This is a genomic window from Winogradskyella sp. PC D3.3, from assembly GCF_054366245.1.
The window spans coordinates 3,977,700-3,995,412 of the sequence record NZ_CM135962.1 but is presented as its reverse complement, the minus strand read 5'-3'; the positions used below and the strand labels follow the sequence as shown (position 1 = coordinate 3,995,412).

12 protein-coding genes and 1 tRNA gene are annotated in these 17,713 nt (G+C 35.0%); 6 read left to right on the top strand and 7 right to left on the bottom strand.

The annotated features are described in order from the left end of the window. Positions 1-346: 346 nt before the first annotated feature. The 5 genes from ACXGSQ_RS17735 to folE all read right to left on the bottom strand — a co-directional run bounded on the left by ACXGSQ_RS17735 (position 347) and on the right by folE (position 4,311). On the bottom strand, positions 347-847 hold the full coding sequence (locus tag ACXGSQ_RS17735; RefSeq protein WP_458627463.1) for a DUF192 domain-containing protein: 501 nt from the start codon (positions 845-847) through the stop codon (positions 347-349). Next, entirely contained in the window at positions 847-1,671 is an 825-nt protein-coding gene (lgt, locus tag ACXGSQ_RS17730) for a prolipoprotein diacylglyceryl transferase (protein ID WP_458627462.1), read from the bottom strand. The genes ACXGSQ_RS17735 and lgt overlap by 1 nt, the downstream gene beginning before the upstream one ends. A gap of 183 nt (positions 1,672-1,854) precedes the next feature. After that, positions 1,855-2,091 (bottom strand): membrane protein insertion efficiency factor YidD, encoded by a 237-nt coding sequence (gene yidD, locus ACXGSQ_RS17725; protein ID WP_458627461.1) that lies wholly within the window; start codon positions 2,089-2,091, stop codon positions 1,855-1,857. Between the two features lie 2 nt (positions 2,092-2,093). Beyond that, a complete protein-coding gene (gene cysS / locus ACXGSQ_RS17720; RefSeq protein WP_458627460.1) occupies positions 2,094-3,575 on the bottom strand; it encodes a cysteine--tRNA ligase in 1,482 nt (493 codons plus the stop codon). Between the two features lie 58 nt (positions 3,576-3,633). Continuing rightward, positions 3,634-4,311: a GTP cyclohydrolase I FolE gene (folE, locus tag ACXGSQ_RS17715; protein ID WP_458627459.1), complete on the bottom strand. Its 678-nt coding sequence runs from the start codon at positions 4,309-4,311 to the stop codon at positions 3,634-3,636. Positions 4,312-4,506: 195 nt separating this feature from the next. Between folE and ACXGSQ_RS17710 the strand changes: the two genes are divergently transcribed. The 3 genes from ACXGSQ_RS17710 to ACXGSQ_RS17700 are packed head-to-tail and all read left to right on the top strand — an operon-like array spanning position 4,507 to position 12,046. Next, entirely contained in the window at positions 4,507-4,962 is a 456-nt protein-coding gene (locus tag ACXGSQ_RS17710) for a hypothetical protein (protein ID WP_458627458.1), read from the top strand. Positions 4,963-4,973: 11 nt separating this feature from the next. Beyond that, complete coding sequence (locus ACXGSQ_RS17705) at positions 4,974-7,439, top strand: PKD domain-containing protein (protein ID WP_458627457.1); 2,466 nt, start codon at positions 4,974-4,976, stop codon at positions 7,437-7,439. Then, positions 7,436-12,046 carry a T9SS type B sorting domain-containing protein gene (locus tag ACXGSQ_RS17700; RefSeq protein ID WP_458627456.1) on the top strand — a complete coding sequence of 1,537 codons (4,611 nt, stop codon included), beginning with the start codon at positions 7,436-7,438 and terminating at the stop codon, positions 12,044-12,046. Before ACXGSQ_RS17705 ends, ACXGSQ_RS17700 begins: the two co-directional genes overlap by 4 nt. Before the next feature lie 479 nt (positions 12,047-12,525). Here ACXGSQ_RS17700 and ACXGSQ_RS17695 read toward each other — a convergent pair whose 3' ends face one another. Both ACXGSQ_RS17695 and ACXGSQ_RS17690 read right to left on the bottom strand, forming a co-directional pair. Then, on the bottom strand, positions 12,526-14,046 hold the full coding sequence (locus ACXGSQ_RS17695) for an OmpP1/FadL family transporter (RefSeq protein ID WP_458627455.1): 1,521 nt from the start codon (positions 14,044-14,046) through the stop codon (positions 12,526-12,528). Positions 14,047-14,083: 37 nt separating this feature from the next. Then, a complete protein-coding gene (locus tag ACXGSQ_RS17690) occupies positions 14,084-15,109 on the bottom strand; it encodes a hypothetical protein (RefSeq protein ID WP_458627454.1) in 1,026 nt (341 codons plus the stop codon). Positions 15,110-15,210: 101 nt separating this feature from the next. On the opposite strand from ACXGSQ_RS17690, the gene proS reads away from it, so the two are divergent. The 3 genes from proS (at position 15,211) to rpsT (ending at position 17,156) form a co-directional block, all read left to right on the top strand. Further along, entirely contained in the window at positions 15,211-16,689 is a 1,479-nt protein-coding gene (proS, locus tag ACXGSQ_RS17685) for a proline--tRNA ligase (protein ID WP_458627453.1), read from the top strand. 118 nt (positions 16,690-16,807) lie between these two features. After that, positions 16,808-16,879 (top strand) — tRNA-Glu (locus tag ACXGSQ_RS17680). Between the two features lie 25 nt (positions 16,880-16,904). Next, positions 16,905-17,156 carry a 30S ribosomal protein S20 gene (rpsT, locus tag ACXGSQ_RS17675; RefSeq protein WP_458627452.1) on the top strand — a complete coding sequence of 84 codons (252 nt, stop codon included), beginning with the start codon at positions 16,905-16,907 and terminating at the stop codon, positions 17,154-17,156. Positions 17,157-17,713: the final 557 nt, after the last annotated feature.

Here is a 17,713-nt window from a genome sequence, read left to right as displayed (position 1 = left end):
CTTAATTGAAAGGCATTTTTTTGTTTTCAAGTTGCTTTGTTATGGCTAGAATTAGTAGTTCAAACAACATTGTGTCATTAAAATCTTAAGGCTATGATCTAAATCATTTGAATACCGTATGATATAAAACTAATAGTATGGCTTAGGAAAAATGATATCTAATAGTTGATTTTATAAAAGAAGGGGACCTAGTGTATATTATAAATAGGAGGATCTATAACATAAAGTTGTAATAAACTATCAAGAAAGGGATAGTAGTCGTCGTTTTAGGCCAAATTTAACGTAAAAACGAGTAAGGCTATAAGGATGATTACCGCTTTGGGTAATGATGTGTTGTAATAAATAGTTATTTTATTGTAGTAAAATGAATTTTATCACCAACAGCAAGTTGCCATTCATCAGAAAGGCCTGCGTTAATCTCTAAAACATATTTTGCCGGCGCTTCAGATGGAAGTGAAGTCTCATCCATAGGCTTAGCATTCTTTTGAAAACTTACAATAGATAAGGCTTCATCAATATAAATAATGTCCAAAGGAATTTTAGTGTTCTTCATATAGAAACTTCGCATTTGTACATTTGGAAATATAAATAACATTCCATGGTTATTTTGAAGTTCAGTTCTATACATTAATCCCGTTTGGGTAGAGTATTCGTCATCTGCGATTTCAATATCTATTGATTTAATTATAGAATCCGTATCTGCTTTTAAAAGATTTAAAATACCTTCTTTTTTGAAGTTTACAACAACTTTGTCTTCAGGTTTTGATTGTTTGTCTTCATTACAAGACGAAAGAAACCCAACGACAAAAATAAGTAGTACAGATTTTGAAAACAGAGGAAATCGCATTAGTTCAGTTTTGTTTTGGGTTTGTAGATAAACATAAAATAGAGTCCAATTAATATAAATGGAATACTTAATAGTTGTCCTGTGTTTAATAACCAGTCTGCACGTTCTGGATTTTGAGCTTCTTTAACAAATTCAACAAAGAATCTTACCGTCCAAAGTAATACTAAAAATAAGCCGAATAAAAAGCCTTGTTGTTCAGATTTCTTTGTTTTCCAATAGACATAAAAGAGAATTAAAAATACAAATACATAACAGAATGCTTCGTACAATTGCGCAGGATGTCTAGGTTGGGTTTCTCCTAATTGTTTAAATACAATTCCAAAATCACTACCTGTATATTTTCCAATAATTTCTGAATTAATAAAGTTTCCAATTCTAACAAACACGGCACCAAGGGCTACAGGAACCACAACGCGGTCTAAAATCCAAAGAACTGTTTTGTGTAATACTTTTTTATTGTAGAGGTACATCGAAATAATCATAGCAATAGCGGCACCATGACTAGCTAAACCTTGAAAACCAGTAAACTCAAAGCCACCTTTAAATTTGAAAGGTAAAAAGATGCTGAAAAAATCTTCAGTTATTAGTTCTGGTTGGTAGAAAATCACATGGCCTAAGCGTGCACCAAGCATAATTCCTAGTACAGAATAGATGAATAAGGAATCTAAAGATTCTTCAGATTCTCCTTCGTTTTTGAAAATGCGTTTAGTGATTTGAAAGCCTAAAATAAATGCGGTAATCCACATAAGGCTATAAAAATGAAGCTTAAAAAATCCTAAATCAATATATTTAATAGGATCCCAATTAATCTGTAATAAAAACATAGATATTCTCTTTATGCTGTAAATATAATATTTTGATGGCGATTGAAAATAGGATTAACGTAATATTAATTTTCTTTTGGATGAAGAGGGTTAAAAACACTTTTCCCCAGGAACTATAGTGCGTAAAAAAATGTATGGAGTACATTTTTAGAGAACGGGCGAGCTTGCGCGTAGGCAACATTTTTAGTTGTCATCCTTTCTTGGAACAGGGTCGAAACCACTACCTCCCCAGGGATGACAACTAAAAATCCGTTTGATAGCTAACCAACCTCCTTTAAAAAAACCATGAACCTCTAAGGCTTCTTTAGCGTAATGGGAACATGTAGGTTGGTACCTGCATGTCGCTGGAGTAAAAGGAGATATGAAGGTCTGATAAATTTTAATCAGCAATAAAAAAGGATATGTTAAGATTTTTTTCACGCTTAGTTAGTCGTAAACGTGGTGCCTTCTCTACTATCATTTAATTGAATACCTGCTTCAGCTAACTCATTTCTTATTTTGTCAGATAATGCAAAGTCTTTATTTAATCGTGCTTCTTTTCTAAGGTTAATTAAAATTTCAACTGCAGCAGCTAGTTTATCACTTCCCGTGTGTTCTTTTGAAATATTAACCAAACCTAAAACATCAAAAACAAAGATGCCAATAGTTTCTTTTAACACGGCTAAGTCTTCTGGAGACACTGTTGCGCTTCCATCTTTTATTTGATTAATATATTTTACCGCTTCAAAAAGAGTCGCAATTAAAATAGGAGTATTAAAATCATCATTCATGGCATCATAGCATCGCTGTTTCCATTCTGAAACATTGAATGACGATGTCAGTCCTGTTTTTAAGTTGTCAATTAAGCCAATAGCATCCATAAGTCTATGGAATCCTTTTTCGGCAGCAGCCAAGCCATCATCCGTTAAATCTAAAATGCTTCTATAAGATGCTTGCATCATAAAAAAGCGAATGACACTTGGATTGTAGGCTTTAGACATAATATCATTGTCGCCAGAAAGTAATTCTGCAGGATTAATATAATTCCCAGTAGATTTACTCATGCGGGCTCCATTCAGTTCTAACATATTGGCATGCATCCAATACTTTACAGGAGCTTGCCCTTTTGCAGCTTGATTTTGTGCAATTTCACATTCGTGATGTGGGAATTTTAAATCCATACCTCCACCATGAATATCAAAATACTCACCGAGATATTTAGTGCTCATAGCCGTACATTCTAAATGCCAGCCAGGAAAGCCATCACTCCACGGGGAAGGCCAACGCATAATATGACTAGGCTCGGCTTTTTTCCAAAGGGCAAAATCTTGTGGGTTTTTCTTATCGCTTTGGCCATCAAGCGTTCGTGTATTGTGTATTAAGTCATCTAATTTACGTTTGCTTAAAATGCCGTATTCATTAGATTCATTGTATTTATGCACATCAAAATACACAGAGCCGTTTACCACATAAGCAAAACCATTATCTATAATAGATTGAATTAATTCAATTTGTTCTATAATATGACCAGTGGCAGTCGGTTCAATACTTGGCGGCAAAAAATTAAAAGTATTGAGAACATTGTGAAAATCTACCGTATAACGCTGAACGATTTCCATAGGTTCTATCGCTTCTAATCGGGCTTTTTTAGTGATTTTATCTTCTCCAACGTCGGCATCATTTTCTAAATGTCCTGCATCAGTAATGTTTCGCACATAGCGGACTTTATAACCTAGGTGTTTTAAGTACCGGAAGATCATATCGAACGACATAAACGTTCTAACATTACCCAAATGCACATTACTATAAACGGTAGGCCCGCAAACATACATTCCGACATAACCAGCTGTTATGGGTTGAAAAACTTCTTTTTCACCAGTAAGTGTATTGTATAATTTTATGTGATTTGTATTATATAAGGACATGATGCGATTTTTGAAAAATAAATCAATAATTTTTGTAATTTAATTTTAGCATTTTGAATTAGAATTGCGTTTCTAATTTAATGTATTCTAAAAGTTCTCTTCGCGTTTCTTTTTCTTTGAATTTACCTCCAAATTCTGAAGTCACGGTACTACTTTCAATATCTCTAATGCCACGAGAATTTACACATAAATGTTTCGCGTCAATAACACAAGCAACATCTTCTGTACCTAAAACGTTTTGAAGTTCTTTTACAACTTGAATTGTTAGTCGTTCTTGTACTTGTGGGCGTTTCGCATAATAATCGACGATGCGGTTCATTTTAGATAACCCCACAACAGTTCCATTCGAAATATAGGCAATATGTGCTCTTCCTACAATAGGTAATAAATGATGCTCACAAGTAGAATATACCGTAATGTTTTTTTCTACAAGCATTTCGCCATATTTGTATTTATTGTCAAAAGTTGAAGCCTTGGGTTTTTTATTAGGGTCTAAGCCACCGAAAATCTCATTAACAAACATTTTAGCAACTCTATTTGGCGTGCCCTTTAGGCTGTCGTCAGTTAAGTCTAAACCTAATGTTTCTAATATATGTTTAACATCACTTTTAATGCTTTCTATTTTTTCTGTATTGGAAAGCTTAAAAGCGTCAGGTCTCAATGGAGTTTCGCTCGATGATCCTATGTGGTCATCTCCTAAAGCGTCAATATCGTTAAAATCACTTTCGATTTTCATTGTATATTAATTGTTATCAGTTTTTAAAAACGAGAGGCAAAGATAAACAATAAAAATAGTTTGAATAAGGTAGGGGTTTTATAATTATAGCTGTTATATAAGTAAAACCGTTAAAACACCAATATCCTTGATAAACTAACCATTGATGTCCTAAAATTTTCTTAATTTTCGAAATTCTAATATTCAGAACACACTATGAAAAAATTATTATTTATTACTACATTGATACTCATGCCGTTTTGCATGTTTAGTCAGAAATCTAACCATAAAAATCCGCTGCCTTTAGCGAAATTTGACGACAATGTTAAAATGCCTTTAACGGCAAAAGAACGCGCTCAAATAATTGAGGTTTATGGAGAATCTGCGGAAAAACTTGTTTTTAGTAATCCAAATCGTCTTAAAAATATAAAACACATTCTTAGAAATAGAGTGGTGATTGAGTCGATAACAGATGAAAATCTTAAAAAGCCTTGTCCTAAATTATCGGAGATGGCTGAAGCAGTGGGTTTAGATTATAATAAAGAAGGGGATTTTAATCCTAAGGATTTTAATCCTTTAAAATATGGCTTAAATTTTTATTCGAGAGCGGCAGCTATGTATCACGTAGATAATACCGATTATTATATAATTATTAAGTCTCAATACCAATAAAATTACATAACATGAAATATATTTTTACAATAATCCCTCTTTTATTTTCATCGGTTTTGTTTGCGCAAGATATTAATATGCAAACAGCAACAGTTAACCAATGTGGTGGTGTTTTTTATGATTCTGGTGGAGAATTTGGGAACTATGACAGTGATGAAAATTTTGTTTTAACGATTTGTCCAGAAAGTCCTGGTCAAAAAGTTGAAATAGATTTTGTCTCATTTGCAACGCAATTAGGGACGAGCCCTGATGTATTGAGTCTTTTTGATGGTGACAGTGTTGCCGCGCCCCTTTTCGGAACTTTTTCTGGTATAACCGGCCCTGGGTTAGTGCAAGCTACAGCAGATAATGCTTCGGGGTGTATTACAATTCAATTTGTTTCTAACGAATCAGGTAGTACAGAAGGATGGGTCGCAAATATATCGTGCTTAACACCTTGTCAGACAATTAATTCTCAAATAGACTCTAGTTCTCCTGCGCCGAATGCAGATGGTTATATTAGAGTATGTCCTAATGAAGACATTACTTTATCTGGTAGTGGCGTTTTTTCCATTGATGGAACAGGTGCAACTTACGAATGGGATTTAGGTGATGGTAATACGATGGCTGGTCAAACAGCAACATTTTCGTATCCTGATCCTGGGGTATATATTGTAAATCTTAATATACGTGATGCAAACACATCCATTGATCCTTTAGGATGTAATAATAATAACTTAATCAACCAAGTGATTCAGGTGGCAACCGAACCCGATTTTACAGGTACAGAGGCTGCTAATGATACGCTCTGTTTTGGCGAGAGTACAACCATTACAGCGGAAGTTGAAGCTGTAGAGTATCTTAATGATTGTACACCACCTGTCAGTGGTGTTACCTTTTTACCCGATGGGAATGGAGTAACTTATGAAACTTCTATCACTGTAGATTGTTATGATTCAGCACAAACGATAACAGATATTAATCAATTAGTGAGTATATGTGCCACTATGGAGCATTCATATTTAGGAGATCTTATTATTGAAATCGTTTCACCTAATGGACAAGTCGTTCGATTACATAATAGAGGTGGTGGGTCTGCTAATTTAGGAACACCTTGGGCTACAGGTGGAGTTGATGGAAGTACAGGGAGTTCCAATACAACACCAGGACGAGGATTTCAATATTGCTTTGTTCCAGATGGAGGTTTCCCAACTTTAGTCGGTGGGATTTTATCAGGCGGTGTATTTCTTAATGGAGATGGGCCTGATACGTATACTGATACTTATGTTCCTGCTGGGACTTACAGTTCTGTAAATCCTTTAGATGGACTTGTTGGTTCTCCTTTAAATGGAGACTGGACCATAAGAGTTAGTGATAATGCAGGTTTAGATAACGGACATATATTTTCTTGGGGTATTGAGTTTGATCCTAATTTGCAACCGCCAGAACTTTCATTTACACCTGTAATTGATTCTGAAGCTTGGGATGTTGATCCTACGATAACGAGTACTGCTGGAAATGTTATTACAGTTCAGCCCCCAACAGCAGGACAGTTTTGTTATACTTATAGAGTTACAGATGATTTTGGGTGTGAGTATACTGAAGAAGTTTGTATCGATGTACTGCCTGAGCTTATTACTGACGTACCAAATAATTTATATGTTTGTGATACAGGTATTCCACCTTATATTTTTGATTTAGAATCTAATACATCAGTGGTTCTTGCTAGTGCAACTAATGCATCAGATTTGAGGGTTACTTATCATAATTCGCTCGCAGATGCAGAAGGCGACCTTGCTGCAATTCCTGATTCAGGAAGTTATTCTGGTACTGACGGAGAAACCATATTTGTTAGAATCGAATATCTTGAGTCTGGATGTTATGATGTGTATTCTTTTACTTTAAATGTATCAGGTCAGCCTACAATAAACCCAGTATCTGATTTAGAGTTATGTGATGATGATAGTAACGATGGTTTTGAGGAATTTGATTTAAGCAGTCAAACTTTAGCAATTTTAGGATCACAATCAGCAACAGATTATACGGTAACGTATCATTTAAGTTTTGCTGATGCGGATTCCGGTGATAATGCGTTGCCATTAGATTATACAAATACAGTAAATGCCCAACCTATTTTTGTTAGAGTTTCTAGTTCAGGGGATTCAAATTGTTACAATGCCTCAGCAACGGCACTATTTAATTTGGTTGTAAATACGAGAGCTATAGCTACAACACCAGGTACCATGGAAGTCTGTGACGACGTTAGTAATGACGGATTTGCAACGTTCGATTTAAGCAGTCAAGAAAGTGTTATTCTAGGAGGCCAAGACCCAGCGATTTATAATGTTACGTTCCACAGTAGTCAAGATGATGCTGATAACAATGCAGGGGCTTTACCAACCAATTACACAAATACAACTCCCAATTTAGAGACGATTTACGTTAGAGTAGAGATCCGTTACATCCAAGTTGTTACGGAACAACAAGTTTTGATTTGATCGTTAATGCTTTACCAACAGTTGTTGCAGTTCCAGCATTACAAGTTTGTGATGATGACACCGATGGTTTTGCAAGTTTTCCATTAAGTACCAAAGAAGCTGAGTTCTTAAATGGACAAACAGGAGTGGTTGTTTCTTTCCATGAAAGCATGTTGGGAGCAGAAACCAATAGTGGAGAACTATTTGATGGCTATGTGAATACAACGATGACCAGTCAAACGATATTTGTACGTTTAGAAAACACCACAACAAACTGTTATAATGTAAATAGTTTGGTTTTAGAGGTGTTAGAAAATCCAGTAGCAAATGTAACGACAGCCTTAGAGGTTTGTGACGATAATGCTGATGGTATTGCAGTATTTGATCTTAGCGTAAAAGATGCTGAAGTTATAGGGACGCAAACGGGTATGATTGTTCGTTATTACGACAGTCAAGCGAGTGCAGAAGCAGGCGGGAGTCCATTACTAACAAATTACACCAACACCCAAGCAGGATCTCAAGAAATTATAGCACGTATCGAAAATAGCACAACAGGCTGTTATGATACAACACCGCTTCAATTGATTGTAAATCCAAAGCCAGCCGTTATCGCAGTAACAAACTATGAATTGTGTGATGATAATGCGACAGGCGACGAAGAAGAAATCTTTGATCTATCGACAAAAACAGCAGAGATTTTAAACGGTCAGGTAAATGTAGCAGTAAGTTATTATGCTAATGCAGCAGATGCAAGTGCAGAAACCAACCCAATATTAGGAGGTTATACCAATACAAGTAACCCACAACCTATAATAGCTGTACTAACTAATACATTAACAGGTTGTACTTCAAATGTAACCTTTGATTTAGTGGTTAACCCATTACCTGCTTTGGTTGTTCCCACAGCCTTAGAAGTTTGTGATGATGGTACACCAGATGGTCTAACAGAAATGGATTTAAGTCTAAAGAATACAGAAATTACAGGGAGTAATCCTGCTTATTCTGTAAGCTATTATGAGACCTTGGTAGATTTAGAGGCAGAGACCAATCCATTACCAACATTGTATACAAATACAAGTAATGGACAATTTATATTTGCACGTGTAGAAAATATAAACACAGGCTGTTATGATACTACTAGTTTAGAACTCATAGTACAACAAGCACCTATAGCATTTACACCACAACCATTGAGATACTGTGACCCAGACAATGATGGTTTTGGTGAGTTTACACTTACCGATGCGGATAATGAAATTACAGGAGGAGCTTCAGGACTTGAGGTGACTTATCACGAAACAGAAATCAACGCCATTAATGGAGTTGATGCTATCGATACAACAGTGAGCTATAACAATATTGTTCAAAATGCACAAACGTTATATGCAAGAATAGAAAGTCCAACGATAGCTACGGACTGTGCTACCATTGTTGTTTTAGAATTAATAGTGGAGCCAACACCTCAGTTAATTGCGCCAACACCATTAGAGGCCTGTGATGATATCTCAGCTGATGGTTATGCAACTTTTGACTTAACGACTAAAGCAACAGAAGTATTGAACGGTCAAGATCCTACTCAGTATATTCTAAGCTATTACGAGAGTGAAGCGAATGCCGAAGCATCCAACAACCCGATAAACAACCCTTTGGCTTATACTAATACAGACGATTTTAATCAAATTATTTGGATACGTGTAGAGGATAATACTACGGTAGAAGGCTGTTATAAAATTACAAGTTTAGAATTAATTGTGAACCCATTACCTGTATTAGTAACACCATCACCATTAGAGTTGTGTGATGTGAATAACCCAGGGGATGAGCAAGAAGGCTTTACCTTAGAAGACGCCAATGAAGAAATTTTAAATGGTCAAACAGGAATTACCTTAAGCTACTATGAGACGCAATTGGATGCCGACAATGCAACAAACCCAATCTCAAGTCCATATATAAACACAAGCAATGCACAAACTGTTTTTGTAAGAGCAGAAAATGATGTCACAGGCTGTTACAATACGGTGACTGTCACCTTACGAGTAGATCCAATTCCTTCACCAGAACCCAATCCAACACCAATAGAAGTTTGTGATGATGATAATGATGGTTTTGCGGAATTTGATTTAACGCAACGTACCATAGAAATCACTAATGGCGAAGCTAATGTAGCAATTAGCTATCACGAGACACAGACCGATGCAGAGAATGGTGATAACCCAATCACAGGGTTGTATACAAACATTGTAGCGAACAACCAAATGATTTATGTGCGTTCAGAGAACACCATAACGGGTTGTTTTAGTTTAACTGCAAATACATTAGAATTAATTGTATTGCCGTCACCAGAAGTGCCAACAAGTATAGATACTTACACTATATGTGACACCGATGATAATGGTATCACCCAATTTGATCTGACCACTAAAGATGATGAGATTTTAAACGGACAAGATCCATTAGCAGTCCTATTGACTTACCATGTTAGTGAATTAGATGCGTCAAGTGGAAATAATCCAATCATCAATGTTGGTAATTATACTAATACAGCAAATCCACAAACCATTTATGTGCGTTTGTTTAATCCAATCACAGGCTGTCAAGATACAGGTCAGTTTGAGTTAGAGGTTAATTTACCACCAGTAGCGGTACAGCCAACACAATTGAGTGTGTGTGATGATTTAGGAGAGACACCAGGAGATGAGTTCACTTCATTTGATTTAACGGTAAAAGATGATGAGATTACAGGAGGTAATGCGAGTTATTCCGTAGCGTATTATGAGACCAATGCAGATGCACAATCTCAGACGAATGCTATAGCAGATCCAACCCAGTATACCAATACATCTATAAACGGATTAGGCGCTAACCCACAAACACTTTACGTGGTTGTTACCGATACGGATACCGGTTGTGTTGATTTTGCAACCTTAACCATAAGAGTGTTACCAAATCCAACGCCAACCCCAAGTGATCAATTACCAAACTTAGAGTTGTGTGATGATATCAATACCGGAGATGGAGTAGAGGTTTTTGATCTTACTGAAAATGAAATACTCATTCTTAATGGGGAAGCAGGAGTGACTGCAAGTTATTATGAAACGATAGAAGATGCGAACTCAGGCAGCAATGCTATAGCAGATCCAACGCAGTATACTAATACAGAAACACCAGAGCAAGAGATTTATGTAAGAGTAACCAATGATGTTACAGGCTGTTATGCACTCGTTGATTTTACGATTATAGTACATCCTCTACCAACGGTTGTGGCTGTAACGGACTTTATACAATGTGAATTAAACACCGATGGTATTGATAGTTTTGATTTAACGACTAAAGATGCTGAAGTTTTAAATGGTCAAGATCCATCACAGTTTATAGTAAGCTATCACGATAATTTAGCTGATGCTGAGGCAGGTATTAACGGCTTGGTAAGTTTATATACTAACCAAAGGAACCCACAGCAAATCTTTGTGACCATTACAAACAATGTCACCGGATGTTCAATCAGCACACAAAGTTTTAATATTGAAGTGCAAGAAGCGGCACAAGCCAATCCAAATATGGCACCAATCGTTTATGAAACTTGTGATGATGAAATGGAAACGGATGGAGATCCAACGAATGATAGTGCTCAGTTTGATTTAACCACGAGAGACCCAGAAGTTTTAGACGGACAAGATGCAGCAAACTACATTGTAACGTATTATGAAACGCAAGAGGATGCAGATTTAAAGGTAAATCCATTACCAACGTTGTATGAGAATATCATTAACCCACAAGTCATTTATGCAAGAGTGGATAATGATACACCAGATGGAACAACAGGTAATGATACTTCTATCTGTTATGCTGTAGCCGAAGTAACCTTACAAGTTAATCCATTGCCAGAATTTAATTTAGAAGAGGATTACATCTTATGTTTAAACACTAATGGCACAGAAGTATTAGACCCGTTAGTTATCGATACAGGTTTGTCAGCAACGGATTATAGTTTTGAATGGAGTTATAATAACACGGTATTACCAACAGAGACAGGTCCTAGTATAATGCCAACTCAAGGAGGAAGCTACAGTGTTTTAGTAACAGATATGAGCACATCAACAATGACCAATTGTACTAATGTTGATACAACTGACGTTATAGAAAGTGAACCACCAAGTTTAACGATAGAACTCTTAACGCAAGCTTTTGCCGATAATCACAGTTTAGAAGCATTTGCCGTAGGTATAGGTAATTATGAATACAGTTTAGACGGAGGTCCATGGCAAGATGAAAGCATCTTTACAGGCTTATCAGCAGGAGACCATGAGATCACGGCAAGAGATAAAAATGGTTGTGGCTTAACCACAACATCAAAGTTTATTATCGACTATCCGCTGTATTTTACGCCCAATGGCGATGGAAATAATGAAACTTGGAACATTGAAGGTGTTGGAAGTAATGCAAAAATTTATATATTTGACCGGTACGGAAAGTTACTTAAACAATTAAGTCCTGATGGAGATGGTTGGGATGGAACGTTTAATGGTGAAGCCATGCCAACGAGTGATTACTGGTTTACAGTAGAGTACGACGAACCAAGTAATGGTGTTCGTAAAGAATTTAAAGCCCATTTTACCTTGAAACGATAGGTTTACTTTTAATAAAAAAAAGCCTGAACATTAATATGTTCAGGCTTTTTTTATGGATTTAAATATTTAAATAAGTGGATCGTAGTTTACTTTATAAGGTGTTCAAAAAAACAAACTATAATATTCCAATATTTAAGTTATAACCATTGTAGATGAATATACAGAAGGATATAAAATACGACCAAGTATTAGGTGTTGGGTTATAAACTGTTCTAAGCTAATAATTGTTGCGTGTGATTATAAGCTGAATATTCTAATAAGCTCTTGTAAGCTGAGCTTTTATTAATATTGAAACCTTTTGATATAAAAATAAAACAAACAAAATAGGAGCATAGTCATAGGGTTGTAATAGAATTTCAGGGCTAGGTACTTTGTTGAGGATATACGCCATAAAAAAAATCCAGCAAGGCTATGTTTGCTGGATTTTTTTAATCATGTAATGGTTTACATATTTAAGATGATTTAATTCTTAACATGCATTATAGATTAAAAGCTAATGTTAAAATAAAGTCAGTATACTTAGATTCAATTTGAGTAGTATCTGTTAAACCTTCAGAATATAATTGATAATTATAATCCCGTTCAGATTGACTGAATGCAAAATCTAAAGTAATATCTCCAAAATTATAACCAAGTCCTAAAGAATAACCATTGAGATCACCATAAAAATTATCATCTTTATAAGGGCTTTCTTCAAAACGATAGCCACCTCTAAAACTAATTTGTTTAAAGCGATATTCACCTCCTAATCGGTATGATGCAGCAGAGTCTAAAGTATTACTTATACTATTGTTTAAGCTTGAGAAAAGAGCATCTGTTGTTGGTTTAAATTTTGATTTGCTATAATCTTTTACAGTATAATCAAAACTTAATAAACCTTTTTTGCCAAAAACATAAGCTAAACTACCAGTAACTTTACTCGGAGTTTGTAATTTGTACTCTTCATAAACATTAATCACATTTGGATTTACCACTTGAGGGATGTAAGAACCACTTTCTAGTCTTGAAGTTGCTAAATATTGTGATGTCTCGTCAGAAATTCTATACCAAGTAGGAGAGTTGTAAGATAAACCAACTCTTAATTCTTTTGTTATTTTTGCTATTCCACCAAGTTGAAACGAAAATCCACTACCAGTCGTTAGTAAATTGTTTTTAAAATCCACAGCTCTAATAATTGAACTTGTATTAGTGTTCGATTCATTAAGTAGAGTCGTTTGTTCATAGTTAATGAAATGTGAATTCAGATTTAATCCAAAGTAGAATTTGTCCTTATAGCTTGTTGCTACATTAAATGCTAGCTTTCCATTATATCCTGTGCTAGCATATGCATAGCGTTGTCTATAGTTGCCTCCCTTTATATTTGTGTCATAGTCTATATTTTCATTAGTGTTATCTAACGGTTCAATAATATAACCTTCATAACCTAAAAACGCTTGTTGATTTCTATAACCATAAAAAGACCCTATCTCTGAGTAAGCTTCTGAAAAAGATTCTCCTGGTAAAGCTGAAATTTCATCTAAACGTAACCCTTGCGCATTAGATAGAAAAAAATCACCAATGGTATTGTCGCGATTAACACCTTGAGCAACCCAGTCATTATCAAAATCTGCAGAACGATCATAGGCGAAACTTAGTGAGAATTTATTCCAACCTGAATTTACATTTGTGTTTTTGAAGATAAAAGCAGCACCTAACTGATTTAAGTTTACATTAGAATTGGAAGAAGAATTAACACCATTGAAATAGTTCGTATCATTATTAGTATTAAATAGGCCTAAGGATATTGAGGCATGGCTATTGTTAAATATCGCAGAACCTGCAGGGTTAATATTAACACTAGACATATCTCCTCCTAAAGCGCCAAAAGCACCGCTCATAGCTCTATAACGAGCAGTTCCTTGTATTTCATCCATAGAATATCTTAGAGCATCTGTAAGATCTTGCGCTAAAATATAAGATGAGCATAGTAAGCCCATGCTTAACATAAGTAACTTTTTCATATATAATTTTTTAGAATTTTAGAATTTTGATTCAAGTTTATCCTCTACCACGTCTACTGCTGCTAGATGAGCTACTACCACTACTAGAAGATCTAGAGCTTCCTGATGACCTTGTAGTGCTACTAGATGATCTTGAACTACTAGAGCTCGAACGAACAGCTCCTGAAGATCTTGTACTTCTTGTAGGAGTTGTAGATCTAGTTGATGTTCTGGTTGTAGACCTCGTTGTGGTAGGTCTCGTAACTCTAGTGTTGGTGCTAGATCTCGTTGTTGGTGATGAATTTCTAATCGTACGAGTAGTTCTTGTTGGTGTTGTACTTCTTACCGTTCTTGTTGAAGAATTTCTCGATAAACTAGTAGAATTTGATAATCTTCGTGTGGAATAATTGTTTCTAGAAAGAGCCGAATTACTACGGCGATTTAAGTTGTTATTATAAAGCAAAGATCCTCTTCTAGTATTGCTATAGCTATATCTGTTATTTCTATAATACCCTGTATTCCATCCATAGTTATAATGTCCGTAACCATAACGCCATGGAGAATAAAGTGTATATCCATAATAGCCACCATAAGCCCAATTGTTCCAGCCGTAACCGTAACCATAGTTATATCCCCAAGGTCTTGACCAACCGTAATAGCCATAACCTCCATTCCACATCCATGGGCTATTGTAGCCATACCATCCGTTATCTATATAATTAATAGTAACGGTATTGCTATTTTGTCCCCAACCGCCATAAGAAGGTCGTTGTTCTAAAGTGTCTATTGTTTGGTCTGTATAATTCCCTTCATAAGAATCTATATCTGTAAAAATCTCAGATTCTTCTTGTATAGCATCAACTTCCGCTGAATTTTCAGCAAAATAATTTTTATAATAATTAGAATCGTTGGTTGATGTTGTAACTACAGCTTCTTCAACAACTGTATCAGAGTCATTAGTGCTGTATATCCCGTCATTGTCGTAACCTACATACTGAAACGAACCACAAGAAGTTAACACGGTTAGTAAACCGAGTGCAACAAAAAATGGCAATTTTTGAGTTATAATAGTTTTAAATTGCATATCTCTTTTATTTTATTGTTGAACATAGCAAAAATAGTTAGTTTTGCTGTATTATTTAATACATTTAACATAAGCACAATATTTGTGCCAAAACACTAGAAATGAGCAAAAATCTTACGAGTAGAGCTGAAGATTATTCAAAATGGTACAATGAATTGGTCGTGAAGGCTGATTTAGCAGAAAATTCTGCTGTTAGAGGTTGTATGGTTATTAAACCTTATGGGTATGCTATATGGGAAAAAATGCAAGCGGAATTAGATAGAATGTTTAAAGAGACGGGGCATCAAAACGCTTATTTTCCATTGTTTGTTCCTAAAAGTTTATTTGAAGCAGAGGAAAAAAATGCTGAAGGTTTTGCTAAAGAATGTGCCGTTGTGACACACTACAGGTTACAAAATGATCCAGATAATGAAGGGAAACTTAGGGTGGATCCTGAAGCTAAATTAGAGGAAGAATTGGTTGTAAGACCTACAAGTGAAGCTATTATATGGAATACATATAAAGGTTGGATTCAAAGTTATAGAGATTTACCAATTTTAATAAACCAATGGGCAAATGTTGTGCGTTGGGAAATGCGAACACGGTTATTTTTGCGTACTGCTGAGTTTTTATGGCAAGAAGGGCATACGGCTCATGCTACAGAAGCAGAAGCATTAGTAGAAGCAGAACAAATGAATGATGTTTATGCAGATTTTGCTCAAAACTTTATGGCTATTCCTGTTATTAAAGGAGTGAAAACAGAAAGTGAACGTTTTGCAGGTGCTATAGAAACCTATTGTATTGAAGCTTTAATGCAAGATGGAAAGGCGCTTCAAGCAGGAACCTCTCATTTCTTAGGACAAAATTTTGCAAAAGCTTTTGATGTTAAGTTTACTAATAACGAAGGTAAGTTAGATTATGTTTGGGCAACATCTTGGGGTGTTTCTACAAGATTAGTAGGCGCGTTGATTATGACGCATAGTGATGATAAAGGTTTAGTATTACCTCCAAATTTAGCACCATCACAGGTTGTTATCGTTCCTATATTTAAAACAGATGAACAATTTGAAGCTATTTCAGAGAAAGCCGAAACTATAATTAAAGAACTAAAAGCATTAGGGGTTAGTTGTAAGTTCGATAAAAGAACGACACATAGGCCAGGAGCTAAATTTGCACAACATGAATTACAAGGTGTGCCATTACGTATTGCGATTGGACCAAAAGATTTAGAAAATAATACTGTTGAATTAGCAAGACGTGATACTTTAACAAAAGAGATCGTTCAGATTGATGGTTTAGCATCTACTATTAAAGATCTTTTAGAAGTCATCCAAGACGAATTATTTACAAAAGCATTAAATTTTAGAGATACCCATACTACCGAAGTTGACGATTTTGAAACATTTAAAAAAGTTTTAGAAACAAAAACAGGATTTATTTCAGCACATTGGGATGGAACTGCAGAGACAGAGCAAAAGATTAAAGAACTAACAAAAGCAACGATTAGATGCATTCCTATGGGGAATAATAAGGAAAATGGTAAGTGTGTATTTAGTGGGAAACCATCTCAACAACGTGTGCTTTTTGCAAAAGCATATTAATTTTTTAATTTTTTTTTCAAAAAAAATAATTTGGTATTGGAAAAGTGAAAAATAGTTGTATATTTGCACCCGCAATGCAAACATTGTAGGTTCATTTAAATATTATAACAACCAAAATGGCCCGTTCGTCTATCGGCTAGGACGCATGGTTTTCATCCATGTAAGAGGGGTTCGATTCCCCTACGGGCTACAATTTTTAATAAGAAAATAATATAATGGCAAATCATAAGTCAGCTTTAAAAAGAATTAGAAGTAACGAGAAAAGACGTGTACTTAATAAATATCATCACAAGACAACTCGTAATGCTATAAAAAAATTACGTGATACTACTGATGCTAAAGAGGCACAAACAATGTTGCCTTCTGTTATCAGTATGTTAGATAAATTAGCAAAGAAAAATATTATTCATGCTAATAAGGCAAGTAATTTAAAGTCTAAGTTAACAAAACATGTAGCTGCAATTTAAACTATTGTAGTTTTATAAATATATATGAAAAGTCTTTCCTTTTGGAAGGGCTTTTTTTGTTTCTAGAATTGAGATGTGTTAAGGGGTGTAATTTTTGTTTTAATTAAACTCTATGGCATTTTCATTGACTTTAGTGCTCATAACTACTAAAGATAAAAAGAATTAATTCGAAGGTCTAGAATGAGGGAGGGAGCGTTAGTGTTTTGATATTTATTATAGCAATAAATAAAAGCGAAACAATAATTAGTGAACTCTATATAGTTAGTTGGTATTATAGATAGAAAACAACATTGGTTATTTATATCTAGGCCGATCCTTAAAGTGCGATATCCATACATAAATGCGATAGGTGTATCAGAAACATTTGGATACAGCATTAATTTCCACCAATCTTGGCAGATAGTGAAAATTATAGACAAGCGTTATAAATAAGTAGAGAAGTGATTTTTTATAGTATTTGATTGATAGAGTTAGAGGTTGTTAACACGCTTAGAGTGTAGTTATAGAGATTCTTTATGGATACAACCATTAATAATCTTAACTTTGCATCAAAATAA